The sequence below is a fragment of the Paenibacillus gansuensis genome, from assembly GCF_042684925.1.
In the GTDB taxonomy this organism is placed as follows: domain Bacteria; phylum Bacillota; class Bacilli; order Paenibacillales; family DY6; genus Paenibacillus_N; species Paenibacillus_N gansuensis.
Map to the genome: position 1 here is coordinate 20,156 of NZ_JBHUME010000010.1, position 17,568 is coordinate 37,723.

The following is a 17,568-nucleotide window of genomic DNA, read 5'->3' on the forward strand; positions in this document are numbered from 1 at the left end:
TAGTTCGTGATTATTTTACTAGATTAACTAGGTTTTGAATCTCTTGCTCTTCTTGCTTACGTGTATCTTCCGTAGTATTTGCAAGTAATGTATCATAGATTGCCGTGTCTTTTTGCCCAAGTTTGATAGTGGCAGCAAGATACCATTTAGCCATAACGCGGTTTAAACCATTTGTATAGTCCGTTGATAAGGAAGGTTTGATCAGATCAATAGCTCCCTGGTAGTTCTTATGGGTAAACTCTATTTTAGCTTTCGTTAAACTTAGAGAGGGAGTAATTCCGAATACCCGGCCTCGAAGCTGTTCCTTCGGCAGTTTTTCTAGTTCCTTAGTTTTTGCCTGCACCACATCCATGACTTCAAATATTGGCTTCAGCTTATCATTGTCAGGGTTACCGGTATTTTGAGTCTCTGTCAAATAGAAAGTAAATAAAGTTTCCGCTTTACGCTCATAGAGACTAATTTCCCAAGGGAAATCTACCAGACCTTTGTTTATTACATTGATTACTTTCTCTTGATCACCCACAAGTTGGGCCTGCCTATATGTACGTTCGAATAATAGACGGTCATGAGGCTCCAAAGGTTCCAACTTCTCAATTAATTTTTCGGCTTGTGCCAAATATTCGGCTTGCTGCGTTTGAGTGTAGGCCTGCTGAACGAAATCAATTTTAGTGTTTATAAAGTAAGGATTGGTTGGCTGGCGCTCAATTGCCTTGTCTAGGGGAACCATGATTTCTTGCAGCGGACGCTGTTGACTGACAAGACCCATAGCACTGCTGAACGTATTGTTCGCCGATAAGTTACTGATGAACATAAACATGAATACTACAGATAACAAACTGACAACTGAAGGATAAATCCATCTCACGCTAGGGTTGGATACTTTTTCCTTAAATGTATTCGGGAGGGATTTTGTTTTTGAGACCATGGCTCCTAAACTAATAAATAAAAGGCAGCCCATGTAAACATAGCTCATTTCAAAATCAATCACACTATGAACCAATAGAGTAACAGCAATGATATAAAATACGAAATGTAAATCCTTGAGAGGAGTATGTTTTTTGGCCTTCGTAAAGGCTTCATCTTCTTCGTTATTTAGGTAATTCTTCACATAGGTAAATATTACCCAGGCTAGAAACCCGAGAAACACCAGGAAGCCAACGATGCCTACTTCTACAAGGTACTGCAAAATGAAATTGTGCGCCTGTTTACTGGAATAAGGATTGTTCTGATATTTTTGATATAAAGCTGACCAACCGCCGCCGCCAGCTCCAAACACCGGATAATCTTTAATAATCTTTACTGCATCGCGATAAAAGGTTTCCCGTTCCAATACACTATGAGTATTAAAGTTAATAGACTGAATCCGAACTTGCATCGTCTCCGGCAGAACTTTGACAAACCCGCTGTTACCAAATAATAAGAAAATTCCGAGTCCTCCTAAAGCAACAGCCGCAATAGGAACACCGATCTGCGAATACTTAAGAGAAGATATACGCTTCAATTTACTCTCTAGCCATGGAGCTGCAAACTTTTGAATGGCAAAAGAGACAGCCGCCGCAACAACCGACATTAGGATTACACGCCACCAACCCGCAATAGATAAGGAGTTAATGATGGAATAAGTCTCAGCTGTTTTACCCTGAACAGTAGGTAGAACCTTATTAGCGATCTCAAGACCGATGGAAGTTATTTTAGAAGAGATTGCTACAGAGAGAATCCCGGCAACCGTAAGGTGAAGTATAAACAGTATCTGTCTATGTACAGTTAGAAACGGCAGGATCAACAGTATAATAAAAGGAGTTACAACGATACCGCCGCGGGATAAAGTCAGAAGAAAAGACAGCATTACAGGTACAAGCATGAAGCCATGAAACAGAATACTGGAAGCCTTCGTGGAACGAACCACCATAAATGCACCGCAGAACAATACGGCCATCAAGAATGCAGCATAAGCATTTGCATATTGAAATACCGACGTAAGACGGATCCCTTGCTCCAACATCACCGCATCACGATAATAATGATTACCGAAGAAAGTAAGCAGACCAAACCAGGTAACTACGTATCCGGACAAGATAAACATACGTTGGAGCAACGAGGCACCTAAGTGTCTCTGGGCAAAATAAAGTCCCATAATGAAGAAAATCGCATACATTACGTTGATATAAACAGACATGATCGCAAAGTGGTGAGAAGCTGCATTCATCAAACTGATTATATATGTTCCAGGGATTAGCCAAATGGCTATGCTAAACAAGTCCCTAGTAGAATGAAAATTCCAGTGATAGAAGAAGTACAATCCGACAAGCAGCAAAATGATGGAAGCCCAAATTAACGCAGAGAAAATCGGTTTCTCATACGACACGGTGTCCCCGTTAAATAATCCCGCGTAATAGGGAGCAATAAATAAGAAAAGTCCGATAAATCCCATGACACACCAATAAATAATCGATGACTTTTCTTCTACCGGCTTTTGCAATTCTGGACGGCCGGATCGGTAATCCAATGTTGTGTTCATAACAAGCCCCTTCTGGAAAAATTGTGATGAATTTCAAGTAAAAATTTTATCACAGATTGTCGGATTGGGGAAATAAAAAGAAGATATATTACCGTAAGTGACACAGGTAAAGCTAGCAGTAAGCTGACTTATAGTAGGAGTAGCTTTCATTATACAAACTTTTCCTAAAGTGGGATTGTTGACATGGTGCTTATATTGTCGAATAATAGAGGATGGCGCGAACTAGCTTAGGTTTTTAGGAGGCATTTATTATAATGCAGTTTATTTACGAATTAAAGAATAAAGAGAATTATCGGTTATTGTATGAGATGTCTAGGAAGGACCTTTATATTAAATACTCCGGTTCAAATTTGGGCCTAATGTGGGCTTATATTCAACCATTTTTAAGTATTTTAATATTTTGGTTTGTTTTTCAAGTAGGCTTTAAAAGCGCTCCCGTAGATGATATCCCTTTTATACTATGGTTTATTACAGCAATCGTTCCGTGGTTCTTTTTTTCTGATGCATTAGCAACTACTACTCCTTCTGTAGTTGAAAATAGTTATCTAGTTAAAAAAATCAATTTTAAAATAATATTAATGCCACTAATTAAAATATTTTCATCCCTAATAATACATATTTTCTTTATAATGTTTCTATTTATTATTTTTTTACTGTATGGATTTAACCCGGACCTATATACGATACAAGTTTTTTATTACTTACTATGCAGCACATTGTTGATTACTGGCCTCTCATTAATAACATCATCTTTAATGGTGTTTTTTAAAGACATTAGTCAGATTGTCTCAATGGTGCTGCAATTTGGTTTTTGGTTAACTCCTATCTTTTACTCTATAACCAATATTCCAGAGAAATATGTAACTTTTGTAAAGCTAAATCCATTGGTTTATATAGTAAATGGTTACAGGGACACATTCATTTACAAGAATTGGTTTTGGGAAGACACCAATCTTATGCTCTATTTCTGGGCAATTACAATTTTGATTTTAAGTTTTGGTGTTTGGATGTTCAAAAAGCTGAAGCCACATTTTTCAGATGTGTTATAAGGAGATTTAGAGATGAGTGAATACGCTGTAGAAATAGAGCGCGTTTCCAAGATTTACAAACTTTATAATAAGCCTTCTGATAGAATCAAGGATACATTTAACGTCAGAAAAAAGAAGTACTTCACGGAGTTCAAAGCACTGGATAATGTCTCCTTTAAAATTAAAAAAGGGGAAACAATAGGGATTCTAGGTAAGAATGGCGCAGGGAAATCAACACTTCTTAAAATGATAACCGGGGTTCTTCAACCCACTGCAGGCGATATAACTGTAAGAGGAAAAATATCTGCTTTACTTGAGTTAGGGGCAGGATTCAACCAGGAATTATCCGGCATGGAGAATATATTTTTGAATGGAACATTGATGGGGTTTACAACTGAGGAGATGGAAGCAAGATTAGACTCTATTTTAGGGTTTGCTGACATCGGGGAGTTTATCCATCAACCAGTAAAAACTTACTCCAGCGGTATGTTTGCAAGACTTGCATTTTCGGTAGCTATTAACGTTGACCCTGATATACTTATAGTCGATGAAGCATTGTCGGTTGGGGATGTCGCTTTTCAGACTAAATGCTTTAAAAAATTCAGAGAATTTAAAGAGCAAGGAAAGACAATTATCTTTGTATCACACTCTTTAGACAGTGTGTTAAAGTTTTGTACTCATGCCGTAATTATTCACAATGGAAAAAAAGTAGAAGAAGGGCAACCAAAAGCAATGGTTGACATTTTCAAAAAAATTCTGGTGAATTTGTACGATTTACAAGATGAATTAAAATTAAATAAAACAACGGAAATAAAGACATTCCAAGGAGAATGGAAAACCAAATTCACGCTTAATAAAGATGTATTGGAGTACGGCAGTAAAGAAGCCGAAATTGTTGACTACGGTATCTTTGACTCTCTTGAAAATCCTACAAACCGTGTTATTAGCGATGAAACGATACTAATAAAAATGAAAGTACATTTTCAGAAAGATGTGAAAGAGCCCATATTTGCTTTCACAATTAAAGATCTAAAAGGAAATGAACTTTCAGGCACTAACACCATGTTTCAAAATATTGATACCGATTTATACCTGGCTGGAGAAGAAGCAGAGATCGTATTTACGCAGAAATTAAATCTTCAAAATGGTATATATACTTTATCATTAGGCTGCACTGCATTTGATGAAAATAACCTGGTTGTTTATCACCGTTTATATGATGTATTGTCTTTTGAAGTGATGATATACAAAAATATCGTTGGAATTTATGACTTAAATTCTGATATTGAAGTGAAGAAGCAAACATAGCTATTAACTTATAGGCAGGTGTACTAAAAATGAAAGTAATATTACTGTCGGGCGGTTCAGGTAAAAGACTCTGGCCCTTATCGAATGATTCCAGATCCAAACAGTTTTTAAAAATGCTGCGTACTAAGGACGGCTCACTAGAGTCTATGGTACAGCGTGTATGGGGGCAACTAGAGAGATCCGGCTTATCTGAACATAGCTATATTGCGGCTAACAAATCGCAGTTGGATATTCTGCAGAATCAACTCCCAAAAAATCTAAGATACATTGTAGAGCCGGAAATTAGAGATACGTTTCCGGCTATTGCTTTATCAGCAACCTTTGTTCTGAGCGAGCTTGGGGCAGCGTTAGAGGAGACTGTAGTCATTCTTCCTGTTGATCCTTATGTAGAAGATGATTTCTTCGAAAAATTAAAAACTTTAGATGCTGTATTGCAACAATCCAATGCTGATCTCGCATTAATAGGTGTTAAGCCAACTTTCCCTTCTGAGAAATATGGCTATATTATTCCTGCTGGCAACGAGAACGCAGCCTATAGCAATGTGCTTAGTTTCTCAGAGAAACCAAATCAAGCAAAGGCAAATGAACTTATCAGTAATGGAGCATTATGGAATTGTGGAGTTTTTGCATTTAAATTAAGATATCTTATTCAAGAGTTGAATAAAAGAGGGATAGCTACAAATTACAGGGATTTATCGGAACAATATAAAAGTATGCAAAAAATAAGCTTCGATTACGAAATCGTTGAAAAAACCCAAAGTATTGTAGTTCAGAAATACGAAGGATATTGGAAGGATTTAGGAACTTGGAATACGTTGACAGAAGAGATGGATGCAGATTTGATCGGAAAGGGAATTGTATACGAAAGTGTGAACACCCATGTAATCAATGAACTCGATGTTCCTGTTGCGGTTATGGGTCTGCAAGATGTGGTTGTTGCTGTAAGTCCAGATGGAATATTGGTGTCGGATAAAGAGACCAGCCCCAAGATTAAGGATGCGCTCAATGGTTACTTGCAAAGGCCTATGTACGAAGAAAAGAGATGGGGTTACTATAAAATTCTTGACTATCGGACGTTAGACACAGGCGAAGAAGTTATAGTGAAGAGAACATTTATTAAAGCCGGCTGTAATTTAAGTACACATAAGCACGTAAGAAGAAATGAAGAGTGGACGGTTATCTCCGGTGAAGGTGAATTTTATTTAAATGACCAAGTTTTCCCACTACTTACCGGCACACATCTTAAAGTTACAGCTAATCATATTCACTCAGCAAGAGCCATAACTGACTTAGAAATAATTGAAATTCAGCGAGGCTTTGATATTAATGAGGGTGATATTATCAGGGAGTCATTGAACTGGCCTGTTAATGTTGTTGTTGGTGGATAGTTTATGAAGATTTCACCAAAGGTAACGATCCTGCTCTCAACATTTAACGGAGATGCTTATTTGGAACAATTACTTGATTCATTATTAAGCCAAGATTACGAAAACTGGAGAATGATTATCCGGGACGATGGTTCTTCTGATGAAACCTTGAGCATTGTTTCTAAATATAGTAAAGATTACCCTGATAAGTTCGAACTCAATATGATAGAGTCACGTAATGTAGGAGCTGCACAAAGTTTCGGGCTGTTGCTTAGCTATGCCATTCATGCAGAATACGTTATGTTTTGTGACCAAGATGATATCTGGCTTCCTAGTAAGATCTCATCAACTCTTAATGCAATGCAGCACGCCGAGCATGTTTACGACGGGCCTATACTTATTCACACGGACCTGACAGTTACAAATGCAGAACTTGAGAAAATCGACTCATCCTACTGGGCATACCAGAACATTAATCCATCAAGAGATAAACTAAATTATCTTTTAGTGCAGAATGTTGTAACTGGGTGCACCGTTATGATAAACCGGAAGCTTGTTCATTTGGTGAATCCTCTTCAACAAGGCGTAATCATGCACGACTGGTGGATCGCACTTGTAGCATCAGCTTTTGGAAAAATAGAGTATATAAAAGAGCCAACGATCCTTTATAGGCAACACTTGAAGAATGAAGTAGGTGCCTCAAGATATTCGGTACTAAAACAACTGCAAAAATATAAGATAGCTTCGAAGCGTATACTTATGTTAGTGAAACAGGCTATTATTTTTGAAGACACTTACTCATCTGTTTTAACTAAGCAACAATTACAGTTGCTTAGTACGTTTAGTAACATTATAAAGACTAATCGTCTACAAAGGGTCATGGCGATCATTAGGTACAGTTTGTTAAAGACGGGGTTTATTAGAAACTTCGGTTTCTTATTAATATTAATAATCATCAATAAAGAAGCACAGAAGGTGTATAATGAAATCCACTAAATGGCTACTGTTTTGGGTTATGATACTGATGGTTCTTTTATTGCCTGATGTAATTTATGCTGAAGCAAATGTGCCTTTAAAGGTAACCTATATTGAGAACACCACTCCAGCAAAAATGAGAGTAGGGAATCAAACCTTAATCAAACTAAAAATCATGAATACAGGAAGTGAAGTTTGGAATAAGGATGAGTATTTTATTTCTTATCATTGGCTGGCTACAGACGGTTCACCAGTGATGTACGAAGGTCCTCGGATTAAACTAAAGCACGATGTTATACCTGGGACGGATATACAAACTGACATACGGATCGTTCCTCCAGCAAAGGAGGGGGCTTATATCTTGCAATGGGATATGGTTCATGAAGGGGTCACATGGTTTTCTAAAATCAGCAAAGATAATACAGACCAATATCAAGTTACAGTTGTAAAAAACAATGTTAGAACATTTTGGTTTATTTTATTTGGTATCTTACTGCTATCCTATTTCTTTATTCTAAAAAAAATTAGTAAATGATGAGGTGCGATGATGAAAGGAATTATCCTTGCGGGTGGAACAGGTTCAAGGCTATACCCGCTTACAAAAGTAACGAATAAACACTTATTGCCTGTCGGTAAATACCCAATGATATTTCATTCCGTGGCTAAGCTTAAGGAAGCTGATATAACAGACATACTTATCGTAACCGGTAAAGATCATATGGGGGATGTGGTCAATTTATTGGGAAGCGGAACGGATATGGGAGTAAGCTTTACATATAAAGTACAGGATGAAGCAGGTGGGATCGCACAAGCTTTAGGCTTAGCAGAACAGTTTGTTTGTGGAGATCAAATGGTAGTTATCCTAGGGGATAACGTGTTCTCCGACTCTATCTCAGAATATGTAAGTAACTTTAGAAACCAACAACATGGCGCTAAAATCCTTATACAAGAGGTACATGATCCAGCAAGATATGGCGTTCCAAGTTTAGAAGGTGACCGGATCGTTTCTATTGAAGAAAAACCTAAGCACCCTAAAAGTAAGTATGCAGTAACCGGAATTTATATGTATGACAGCAGTGTATTTGAGATCATTAAAACACTGAAGCCATCAGGCAGAGGAGAACTTGAAATAACTGATGTTAATAACGCCTACATCGCTAATGCTCAGCTTTCATATGATATACTGCAGGGTTGGTGGACCGACGCCGGAACTCATGCCTCCTTATCGAAAGCTAATGAATTGGCACAAGAAATTAAGTTTGGCGACGAGTTCGGTAAATTAAAATTATAGGAGAGAATCACTTTGAATGTAATAGAAACTAAGCTCCCCGGAGTTGTTATTATCGAGCCTAATGTTTTTGGGGATCATCGTGGTTTTTTTATGGAGAGTTACACAAAAAGTAAATTTGACGCATCAGGCATTAATTATAATTTTATACAGGATAATCATTCGCTGTCAGTTGAAGCAGGTGTCTTGCGGGGACTCCATTACCAACTAGCACCTAAGGCTCAAACTAAGTTAGTCAGGGTAGCTAAAGGTGCAATATATGATGTTGCAGTAGACATTAGAAAAGACTCCCCTACCTTTGGTCAATGGGTCGGAGTTATTTTAAGTGAAGCTAATAAAAGACAGTTGTTGGTCCCTAAAGGGTTTGCTCATGGATTCTGTACCATCGTACCAAATACTGAAGTTCTCTATAAAGTAGATGAATATTACTCTCCGGAACATGATCGTGGATTGTTGTGGAGTGACTCAACTTTAGCCATTCAATGGCCGACCAGCAATCCTATTCTTTCTCAAAAGGATGAAAAACACCCGTCTTTACATGACGCGGAATTATTCTGATTGGAGGCAGTACATTGAATATATTAGTTACAGGTGGCGCGGGCTTTATTGGGAGTAACTTTGTACATTATATGCTAAATAAATACCCAGAATATCAAATTATAAACCTGGATGCACTGACTTATGCCGGGAACCTTGAAAGCTTAGTTTCCGTCAACCAACTTCCTAATTACCGGTTTGTTAAAGGCGATATTACTGATAAAGCCCAAGTTAATTCTATTTTTGAACAGGGTTTGGATTACGTTGTTCATTTTGCAGCTGAATCGCATGTGGACAGAAGTATTGAGGGACCTGAAGTTTTCACGGTCACGAATGTTATTGGCACACAAGTATTATTGGAGGCAGCACGATCTTTTGGGATTAAGAAGTTCGTTCATGTTAGCACTGATGAAGTTTATGGTACGCTAGGTGAAACAGGGTTATTTTCCGAGGAGACTCCGTTAGCGCCGAACAGTCCTTATTCAGCAAGTAAAGCGGGTTCTGATTTGCTGGTTCGAGCTTATCATGAAACATATCAACTCCCTGTAAACATCACCCGTTGTTCTAATAACTATGGACCTTATCAATTCCCTGAGAAGCTTATTCCGTTAATGATTTCAAACGCTCTTAACGATAAGCAATTACCTGTATATGGGGATGGATTAAATATAAGAGACTGGCTATATGTTGAGGATCATTGCAGTGCCATTGACCTGGTATTGCACAATGGAGTAATTGGTGAAGTCTACAATATTGGAGGGAATAACGAAAGAACCAATATTGATATTGTAAAAACAATTCTCCAGCAGTTGGGTAAACCTGAAACTCTTATACAATACGTTCAAGACCGTTTGGGCCATGATCGAAGGTATGGTATAGACGCTACTAAAATTCGGACACAGTTAGGCTGGGAGCCTAAGCATAACTTCGACACTGGAATTAAAGAAACGATCAAGTGGTATTTAGATCACCAGCAATGGTGGAATAGGATCCTTTCTGGTGAGTATAAGCAGGATTAAAAGGAGATTAAACTTATGAAGGTGCTTATAACTGGTGCTAATGGACAGTTAGGCAGAGAATTAGTTGAATATTTGAGTGGAAATAATGAAGTTCTTGGTTTTGGCAGGGAAGAGCTAGATATAACCTCACTTGAGAGTGTTTTTGAAATAGTTAAAAACGAAAGTCCAGAAGTAATTGTTCATTGTGCTGCATTCACAGCTGTTGATGATGCAGAGCAATACCCCGATTCGGCATATTTAGTTAACGCTGTAGGAGCAAGAAATGTAGCAATGGCCGCAGAACAACAGGGGTCTAAGCTTATTTATATAAGCACTGATTATGTATTTAACGGTCAAGCGACGAATCCCTATTGCGAATATGACAATACGGACCCACAGGGGATATACGGAAAGTCTAAGCGTGCTGGGGAAGTGAATGTTCAGACCCAATGCAGGAAGCATTTTATAGTAAGAACATCCTGGGCTTATGGGAAATATGGGAATAATTTTGTGAAGACAATGATTAGACTCTCCAAAGAAAAAGAAAATCTGAAGGTAGTTGCCGATCAAATCGGGTCACCTACTTGTATTGAAGATTTGTGTGAATTTTTATCGGAACTAATGAAAACTGAGAAATATGGTATTTACCATGCTTCTAACACAGGTGTATGTTCATGGTATGAGTTTGCACACGCTATATTTGAAGAGATAGCTGCAGATATAAGTCTGCAGCCTTGTGCAACTTCGGACTTCCCACGCCCGGCCAAAAGACCTGCATACTCGGTTATGGAACATAGAATGATTAGAATTAATGGCTTTAAAGAATTCAGACATTGGAGAGATGCTTTAAGTGCCTTTCTTAGTCAAAATATAGAAGAAGGCGAGAGGTGAAATAGTGTTTGAACAGCTTGGTAATGTCAAAATAAATTTATCTTATTTTACAGGTGAGAATAACTATAGCGATGGACCGATTGAAGATGAACTTTTGGAAATTGTCCAAAGCAAGAATGAGATAAATGTTTTGAAACATGATCACAGATGGCCCGTTCTATATCATTTATCGCCAACACGTGAAAATCTTTTAGAGTGGTTTGAATTCAATAAAGACAGCAGTGTGTTGGAAATTGGAGCTGGATGCGGTGCATTGACCGGTATTCTATGCCAGAGGGCACGTAGAGTAACCTGTGTTGAGCTCTCCCATAAAAGGTCATTAATTAATGCGACTCGAAATAATTATTCCAATTTAGAAATTATAGTTGGTAATTTAAATGATATTTCTTTTCATGAAAAGTTTGATTATATTACCCTAATCGGCGTATTGGAATATGCAGGTAAATTTACTGTCGGTGACCGGCCCTATCATGATTTTCTTGAGAAAATTCGCTCTCTCCTAAAACCGGGAGGAACCTTAATTCTTGCAATTGAAAATAGATTAGGAATCAAATATTGGGCCGGGGCAAACGAAGATCATACGAATGTCATATTTGACGGAATAGAAGGTTACCCTAATGATCTCGGGGTGAAGACATTCACTAAAAAAGAATTGTCTGATCTTATGGAAAATACCGGATTTAGTAAGCTTCAGTTTTATTACCCTTTCCCGGATTACAAATTACCTACTCAAGTTTTTGCGGAAGGACACATACCTGCTAAGCTTCAGATGCCTGAGAATGCACCGAACTATGACTCAGAACGTATAGTATTATTTAATGAGAAACTGGCTATTCAAAATTTGGTAAATGGTGGGATGGCTGAAGAATTTGCAAATTCATTTCTTGTAATATGCGAAAACTAAGGGAGACCTTGAGTAATGAGAACTATTTATGCGAAATACAATAGAGAACGACTTCCTAGATATCAGTTAGGGACTTATATATTAGAGGATATAAACGGAAAATACGTTAGAAAAAAAGCACTTACTCTTGAAGCAAAAACACACTTAGAAACGATATATTTGAATTATAAGAAATTAACTGTAGAATTCCCCGAATTCCCCATTGTTCCTACTTATAACTTTGATGAGTATCTCCAATTTGACTTTGTGAACGGCCCAAGTTTAGAGGAGATGCTTTATAACGGTCTTTTTAACAAGGACTACACAACCTTTAAAGGTTTATTAATAGAGTATATGGGGTTTTTGACCAAATCTAGCTTAGAGGATTTATCAGAAATAGACGAAACAAGGTTCTCTGAAATTTTTCAATGTAGCTTGTCTGTTCAAGGGTTAAAGTATACAAGACTCTCGAATATAGACTTAACATTTGATAACTTGATAATCTCCCAGAATCGTTTCGTAATGATTGATCTGGAATGGGTATTCGATTTCCCTATCCCAATTAACTTTTTGTTGTACCGGAGCCTACATTTCTTCTACTCTAAGCATTACGACGACAAAGTTATAAGTTTATCTGAAGTTTTAGCTGACATGGGTATTTCTGAAGAGCAGGTCGAGTTATTTGATCGGATGGAAAAAGGATTCCAAAGTTATGTAATGGGTACGGATTACAGTTATGCTTATGCAAAGCAATATCTTAAACCCACTCACACTTTAAATGATTTAAACCAACGCTTGATAGCATCTGAAATAAACAAAAGCCAAAACGAAAAAGAACATATTAAACTTCAAGTTGAAATTGAAAGACTTGAGAGGATTAATAAAGAATTTAACATTGGCTTTATTAAAAAACTCGATCAACAATCTCATTTGAAATCAAGAATTTCAGAGCTAGAATTACATAGCTTTAATTTGGAACTAGAATTGAATAGCCTGCTTAAGATGAAAACTGAATATGAAGAAGCCAGGGAATATTATGAACAAGCGGCGTCACATTCCAGGGACTATATAGATAAAACTAATCATTTACTGCCTAAAAGAAGCGTAAAAAAATTATTTGACTGGGGATTGGGTTACAAGCAGCATCTTCTCCTATTGCAACAGGAGAATCAAGCGTTACGATTGCAGATCGATAGCTGCAAGAAAGAACAGCAAATAAAGAGTTTGTCTCATGAATCAAACATGGTCCAATTGAAAGACCACATCGAGCATATGGAGAATAAACATTCAGAGTTGCTATTGAAATCAAATCACTTTGAAGTTGAGTTTGAAAAGCTTTCAAGATCTAATCACCAACATTATATCCTCTCTGAAGAGTTTAGAACACTTTATGAGAAAGAAAAGCTTGAAACACAGCATTATAAAATCTTGTTTGAGGAACTACAACAGAAGTACCATCTAGCAGTTGATGAATTGAAAAAATACAAGTAATTAGGGAGATTCTATGACTACTAAAGTTCTTGTGCTGAATCCATATATGCCAACTCTAGGCGGCGGAGAAAAGCACATGGGGTATTTGTGCAAATATATAGAGGATTACTATAATGATGTACAAATCGATATCCTTGTTCATAACTATAACAATGTTGATATCCATGCATCAGATTATATTACTATCGAAGATGTTAAGCGTCGGTTTGACCTAACATTGACAAAAACATCCTTACTTAAAATTGATTTAAAACATCCAAATTCGTTAAAAGAGCACTTCTATAATAAAAAGAAAATAGAAGATATTTCTGCTAGATACGACTTGTTTATAAACTTTATGTATCAGAGCAAGCATATCGGCAAAGCAAAGAAAAATATTTACTCTTGTATGTTTCCTGCAAAGAAATATGCCTTCAAAGAATGGCCCAAAAGATTGGCTGGAATGGTATTAGACTATAAATACAAGCAAAGCTATGATTGTTTCATGACAAATTCAAGTTTTACAAACCATTGGCAGCAGTATATTTGGAAAACCGGCAAAAGAAATAAGATTGTATATCCGCCCGTTTTCTCCGAAGAGACTTTAAAGAGTCGTAAATGGGGCGATAAGAAGAATATTATTTTATCCGTTGGCCGCTTTTTCGTTGGGGCTCATAATAAAAAACAGAATGAATTAGTAGATATCTTTATTAGGAATGCAGAGAAGTTTCCAGGTTGGGAGTTTCATTTAGCCGGAGCACTTTCGAACTACGAAGACGATCTCAAGTATGTCGAGATTATTCAAAATAAAATCAAAGGATACCCTATATATCTTCATCTGAATACACCATTCTCCAAACTCGAGGAGCTTTATTATAGTGCGAAGATATTCTGGCATGCGACTGGCTATCAAGAGCAGGATAATTTGTTCCCTGAGAAGATGGAACATTTCGGGATTACTACTGTAGAAGCGATGAGCTATGGTGTAATTCCTGTAGTTATTAATAAAGGCGGTCAACCGGAAATCGTGCAAGAGGGGAAAAGCGGATTTTTATGGGACTCGGAAGAAGAATGTATTCGTAAAACATTAAATCTTGTTAATAACGACGATTATAGACAGAGTTTAACTGAACAAACTTTTGAAAGATCTAAGAAATTTTCGATAGAAGAATTCTACTCAAGAACCAGAGAGGTATTAGATGGATTATAATATATCGATTGTAATTGTTAACTATAACGGCAAGAAATATATTGATGCATTATTTGACTCCTTTTTGAAGCAGGATCTTGCTGAACTCACATATGAAATTGTGTTTGTTGATAATAATTCGACAGATGACTCAATAAGCTATCTGGAGGATAACTATGCAGCCAGGTTCAATAATCTGAAAATTGTGAATTCAAAAGAGAACTTAGGCTTTGCAGGTGGGAACAATTTGGGGGTAGCTAATTCTTCTGGCGAATATATAGTTTTCCTCAACAATGATACTAAGGTAGAACCGGATTGGCTGCTTCAGTTATATGAATGTATTAGATCCCATAATGCCGGGATTGTTACTTCAAAGCTCATCTTTTTTTATGATTTTGTTAAGTTTAATGTACAAACTGCCGATAAATTTGAAATAAGTAATAGAGTTAGTATTAATGGTCATGAATATAAGCTAGATCCCAAGTTTTGCAAAAACATGTTAGTTTACGACGAACACTCAGTATGTTTTGGCCATTCTGAATTTTACTTACCACTACTTCAAGGCTCCGTTGATTATGATATTACTATCAATGCTATTGATGTAAATCAGGCCAAAGCAACACAAGCTACGTTCTCTTTAGGAGATGCTGCATTTGAAATTGGTAATAACATATTATTAACCGAGACTGATGTGGCTTCTCGTAAACTAAAGTTGCTACAAAATGTGGGTTCCGGCATCGATTCTAATTTCAACGGTTATGATATGGGGTTCTGTGAAGAGGACCATGGTCAATATGAACGTGTGTATGAGGTAGAGACGACTTGTGGCGCTGCCATGATGATGAAGAAGGATGTTTTCGAGAAGGTAGGCGGTTTTGATAATAACTTTTTTATGTATTATGAGGATACAGATTTAGCATTTCGAGTAAAAAGGCAAGGGATGAAATTGTTGTATTGTCCTACAGCAGTCGTTCGTCACATTCATACTGGCAGTAGTAAAGAGTGGTCACCTTTCTTTATTTTTCACGTGTATAGGAATAGGATGCTGTTTATATTGAAAAATTACAGCCGCAAAATATTTATAAAAGAATATTTAAAATTTATCTTTAGTATCTCTATAAATATAATAAGCAAGCAAAATAAAGAGATTAAAACTGCTAAATTGAATTCATTAAAATCTTTCATGAAGCTACTTCCTAAGTATTTGTAGGTTAATTATGTTAAAAAGGCTATCGAAAAATTGATATACTCGCCTATACTGTAGTCAGGTGAAATAATAAATCCTGTTACTGTAAGGGGAGTGTTTTTATGGATAAAGCAAAACATTCGAAGATGGGCATATCGCTGTTAAGGCTGCAACGAAAAAGGTTGGCATTTCGAAAACAAAACTGGCCAAGTCGAGACGATCTTATCGGGCGCATGGAAATAAGGGGCTAGAGGTTCATAATCGTAGTTATTCAGCTGAGCTTAAGATTCAAACGGTAAAAGACCATCTTGAGGGAGGATTGTCGCAATATTTGGTCATCGAAAAATACAATATTGCGAGTACCACTCAACTCGCTAATTGGATTAAGAAGTATAATGGTCATAGCAGCTTAAAAGCTTATTCAGGAGGAACATCAGCTATGACCAAGAGACGCTCTACAACGTGGCAGGTGAGAATTGACATTGTCTTGTACTGCCTTGCGAACGAACAAGACTACAAGAAGACCGCAAACCACTTCCAGGTTTCCTACCAGCAAGTATACGGTTGGGTCAAGAATTACCAAGCAGACGGCCAGGACGCTTTACAGAGGTCGTACCAATACAGCGGAAGAACAAAAGCTTGCTATGAAGAAGCTGGCATATGAAAACGAGCGCCTTCGTGCGGAGAATGCCTTCTTAAAAACGGAGAGCGACCTTAAGCCATGTACGGCGAGAGAACATTTATTTGGCTATTCAAGCCGATCAGCAAGTGGAAGCACTCAACATACAGCTTCTATGTTAGGTTGCAGGAATGCCGAGGTGCGCTATTATAAGTCTGATCGTAAGGCTAGCGCAGATGAAGAAGAGAACCGAGAACTGACGGAGATGATGATGGCGATGTACGAAAAGGTCGAGGGTATCTTCGGCTACCGATAATTAACACTACATATACGTCGCCAAACAGCTGCATTTTAAAGAGATGTTAGATCAAGCAGATATGAAACAGAGTATTCCCGAATGGGCTGTTGCATCGACAACAGGGCGATGGAATCCTACTGGGGGAGGATCACTTTTGATCAGCATAGGAAGGACATTGATTACTATAACATCTTTTTCTACAATTTCGAACGATTACAAAATAAACTAAACGGCCTATGTCCCATGGAATACAGGACGAAGGCCGCTTAAATGCTATTTATTTTTGTAAAGTCTACTTGACGGGGGGCAGTTCAAAGTCGTTATTTGGACGCCCTTTTTCTCAAACTGTAATACAAAGAGAAGCTATTCTTTAATAGGTTTGTGAACGTTATCAGCTGGAGTTCTCGTTATTATGAGCTACGTTACAGTGGAGTTTAAAGTACGTTTATAACGAAGTATTACCTGTATATAACGATAAACTGGCGCAAATTTACGCTGAAAGGTAAAAAGAAAACGGCCTGTTAGGACACCATAACTATGTACCTAATGGATTATTTAATGAGTGGAGCTTTTTATTCTTCTGAGTAGTGAGGGTAGCCGACAAATCCATGAAGTATTTTTCAACAAATAAGTACATAAAGAAGCCAAATGGTATAATAATTATAAAAGAAGCTACAAGCAAACGTAAAAAACTATCCAAACCCGTTACAGAGTTAATATAGTTTATTGAAGATAAATTCCCCATTATTGGAAGATGCCAAATATACACACTGTACCCGATAACTCCGAATACTCTCAAATAGGTATTGCTTAAAAAATTAGTGAGTTTTGAATTAAAGAAAAGAGCGTAAATAAATACTATTGCGAAAACAAGGTACAATAGAATATCGTAAGCGAAAGAAAATATATACCAACTAGCTCCCGTGTTTTTCTCAAATCTCCATTCATAGTAGGGGTAGCAAAGCGCAATGAAAAAGAAAGGTACAAGCCATATTAGAATTTTAACTATATTT

17 protein-coding genes are annotated in these 17,568 nt (G+C 37.2%); 16 read left to right on the forward strand and 1 reads right to left on the reverse strand.

What is annotated here, in order from left to right; translation table 11 throughout:
- Positions 1-10: 10 nt before the first annotated feature.
- Positions 11-2,518, reverse strand: coding sequence for an O-antigen ligase family protein (locus tag ACFSUF_RS16715; protein ID WP_377604509.1), 2,508 nt, complete (start codon positions 2,516-2,518; stop codon positions 11-13).
- Positions 2,519-2,772: 254 nt separating this feature from the next.
- On the opposite strand from ACFSUF_RS16715, the gene ACFSUF_RS16720 reads away from it, so the two are divergent.
- From ACFSUF_RS16720 to ACFSUF_RS16795, 16 genes are all read left to right on the forward strand, one after another.
- A complete protein-coding gene (locus ACFSUF_RS16720; RefSeq protein WP_377604511.1) occupies positions 2,773-3,567 on the forward strand; it encodes an ABC transporter permease in 795 nt (264 codons plus the stop codon).
- Positions 3,568-3,579: 12 nt separating this feature from the next.
- Positions 3,580-4,854 carry an ABC transporter ATP-binding protein gene (locus ACFSUF_RS16725; protein ID WP_377604513.1) on the forward strand — a complete coding sequence of 425 codons (1,275 nt, stop codon included), beginning with the start codon at positions 3,580-3,582 and terminating at the stop codon, positions 4,852-4,854.
- A 29-nt stretch (positions 4,855-4,883) separates the two neighbouring features.
- Positions 4,884-6,242, forward strand: coding sequence for a sugar phosphate nucleotidyltransferase (locus tag ACFSUF_RS16730; protein ID WP_377604515.1), 1,359 nt, complete (start codon positions 4,884-4,886; stop codon positions 6,240-6,242).
- Between the two features lie 3 nt (positions 6,243-6,245).
- Positions 6,246-7,217 (forward strand): glycosyltransferase family 2 protein, encoded by a 972-nt coding sequence (locus ACFSUF_RS16735; RefSeq protein ID WP_377604517.1) that lies wholly within the window; start codon positions 6,246-6,248, stop codon positions 7,215-7,217.
- Positions 7,204-7,731, forward strand: a complete 528-nt coding sequence (locus tag ACFSUF_RS16740) for a hypothetical protein (RefSeq protein ID WP_377604519.1) — start codon at positions 7,204-7,206, stop codon at positions 7,729-7,731. The genes ACFSUF_RS16735 and ACFSUF_RS16740 overlap by 14 nt, the downstream gene beginning before the upstream one ends.
- A 12-nt stretch (positions 7,732-7,743) precedes the next feature.
- Positions 7,744-8,487: a sugar phosphate nucleotidyltransferase gene (locus ACFSUF_RS16745; protein WP_377604765.1), complete on the forward strand. Its 744-nt coding sequence runs from the start codon at positions 7,744-7,746 to the stop codon at positions 8,485-8,487.
- A gap of 12 nt (positions 8,488-8,499) precedes the next feature.
- Positions 8,500-9,042 carry a dTDP-4-dehydrorhamnose 3,5-epimerase gene (rfbC, locus tag ACFSUF_RS16750; protein WP_377604520.1) on the forward strand — a complete coding sequence of 181 codons (543 nt, stop codon included), beginning with the start codon at positions 8,500-8,502 and terminating at the stop codon, positions 9,040-9,042.
- 14 nt (positions 9,043-9,056) lie between these two features.
- On the forward strand, positions 9,057-10,040 hold the full coding sequence (gene rfbB, locus ACFSUF_RS16755; protein WP_377604521.1) for a dTDP-glucose 4,6-dehydratase: 984 nt from the start codon (positions 9,057-9,059) through the stop codon (positions 10,038-10,040).
- A gap of 15 nt (positions 10,041-10,055) precedes the next feature.
- Complete coding sequence (rfbD, locus tag ACFSUF_RS16760) at positions 10,056-10,910, forward strand: dTDP-4-dehydrorhamnose reductase (RefSeq protein ID WP_377604523.1); 855 nt, start codon at positions 10,056-10,058, stop codon at positions 10,908-10,910.
- 4 nt (positions 10,911-10,914) lie between these two features.
- Positions 10,915-11,814 (forward strand): class I SAM-dependent methyltransferase, encoded by a 900-nt coding sequence (locus ACFSUF_RS16765; RefSeq protein ID WP_377604525.1) that lies wholly within the window; start codon positions 10,915-10,917, stop codon positions 11,812-11,814.
- A 15-nt stretch (positions 11,815-11,829) separates the two neighbouring features.
- Positions 11,830-13,284, forward strand: coding sequence for a hypothetical protein (locus ACFSUF_RS16770; protein WP_377604527.1), 1,455 nt, complete (start codon positions 11,830-11,832; stop codon positions 13,282-13,284).
- A gap of 13 nt (positions 13,285-13,297) precedes the next feature.
- Positions 13,298-14,473 carry a glycosyltransferase gene (locus ACFSUF_RS16775; RefSeq protein WP_377604530.1) on the forward strand — a complete coding sequence of 392 codons (1,176 nt, stop codon included), beginning with the start codon at positions 13,298-13,300 and terminating at the stop codon, positions 14,471-14,473.
- Positions 14,463-15,662 (forward strand): glycosyltransferase family 2 protein, encoded by a 1,200-nt coding sequence (locus tag ACFSUF_RS16780; protein WP_377604532.1) that lies wholly within the window; start codon positions 14,463-14,465, stop codon positions 15,660-15,662. The genes ACFSUF_RS16775 and ACFSUF_RS16780 overlap by 11 nt, the downstream gene beginning before the upstream one ends.
- Positions 15,663-16,077: 415 nt before the next feature.
- Positions 16,078-16,302, forward strand: a complete 225-nt coding sequence (locus ACFSUF_RS16785) for a helix-turn-helix domain-containing protein (RefSeq protein ID WP_377604534.1) — start codon at positions 16,078-16,080, stop codon at positions 16,300-16,302.
- On the forward strand, positions 16,283-16,573 hold the full coding sequence (locus ACFSUF_RS16790) for a hypothetical protein (protein WP_377604536.1): 291 nt from the start codon (positions 16,283-16,285) through the stop codon (positions 16,571-16,573). Before ACFSUF_RS16785 ends, ACFSUF_RS16790 begins: the two co-directional genes overlap by 20 nt.
- 108 nt (positions 16,574-16,681) lie before the next feature.
- Positions 16,682-16,825, forward strand: coding sequence for an IS3 family transposase (locus ACFSUF_RS16795; protein ID WP_377604767.1), 144 nt, complete (start codon positions 16,682-16,684; stop codon positions 16,823-16,825).
- Positions 16,826-17,568 lie beyond the last annotated feature (743 nt).

Bases quoted from the DNA above. Each gene is read 5' to 3' on its own strand.
- ACFSUF_RS16740 (WP_377604519.1), top strand. From the start codon at position 7,204: ATGAAATCCACTAAATGGCTACTGTTTTGGGTTATGATACTGATGGTT.
- ACFSUF_RS16735 (WP_377604517.1), top strand. From the start codon at position 6,246: ATGAAGATTTCACCAAAGGTAACGATCCTGCTCTCAACATTTAACGGA.
- ACFSUF_RS16730 (WP_377604515.1), top strand. From the start codon at position 4,884: ATGAAAGTAATATTACTGTCGGGCGGTTCAGGTAAAAGACTCTGGCCC.
- ACFSUF_RS16720 (WP_377604511.1), top strand. From the start codon at position 2,773: ATGCAGTTTATTTACGAATTAAAGAATAAAGAGAATTATCGGTTATTG.
- ACFSUF_RS16770 (WP_377604527.1), top strand. From the start codon at position 11,830: ATGAGAACTATTTATGCGAAATACAATAGAGAACGACTTCCTAGATAT.
- ACFSUF_RS16725 (WP_377604513.1), top strand. From the start codon at position 3,580: ATGAGTGAATACGCTGTAGAAATAGAGCGCGTTTCCAAGATTTACAAA.
- ACFSUF_RS16775 (WP_377604530.1), top strand. From the start codon at position 13,298: ATGACTACTAAAGTTCTTGTGCTGAATCCATATATGCCAACTCTAGGC.
- ACFSUF_RS16790 (WP_377604536.1), top strand. From the start codon at position 16,283: ATGAAGAAGCTGGCATATGAAAACGAGCGCCTTCGTGCGGAGAATGCC.
- ACFSUF_RS16715 (WP_377604509.1), bottom strand. From the start codon at position 2,518: ATGAACACAACATTGGATTACCGATCCGGCCGTCCAGAATTGCAAAAG.
- ACFSUF_RS16795 (WP_377604767.1), top strand. From the start codon at position 16,682: ATGGAATCCTACTGGGGGAGGATCACTTTTGATCAGCATAGGAAGGAC.
- ACFSUF_RS16785 (WP_377604534.1), top strand. From the start codon at position 16,078: ATGACCAAGAGACGCTCTACAACGTGGCAGGTGAGAATTGACATTGTC.
- ACFSUF_RS16745 (WP_377604765.1), top strand. From the start codon at position 7,744: ATGAAAGGAATTATCCTTGCGGGTGGAACAGGTTCAAGGCTATACCCG.
- rfbD (WP_377604523.1), top strand. From the start codon at position 10,056: ATGAAGGTGCTTATAACTGGTGCTAATGGACAGTTAGGCAGAGAATTA.
- ACFSUF_RS16780 (WP_377604532.1), top strand. From the start codon at position 14,463: ATGGATTATAATATATCGATTGTAATTGTTAACTATAACGGCAAGAAA.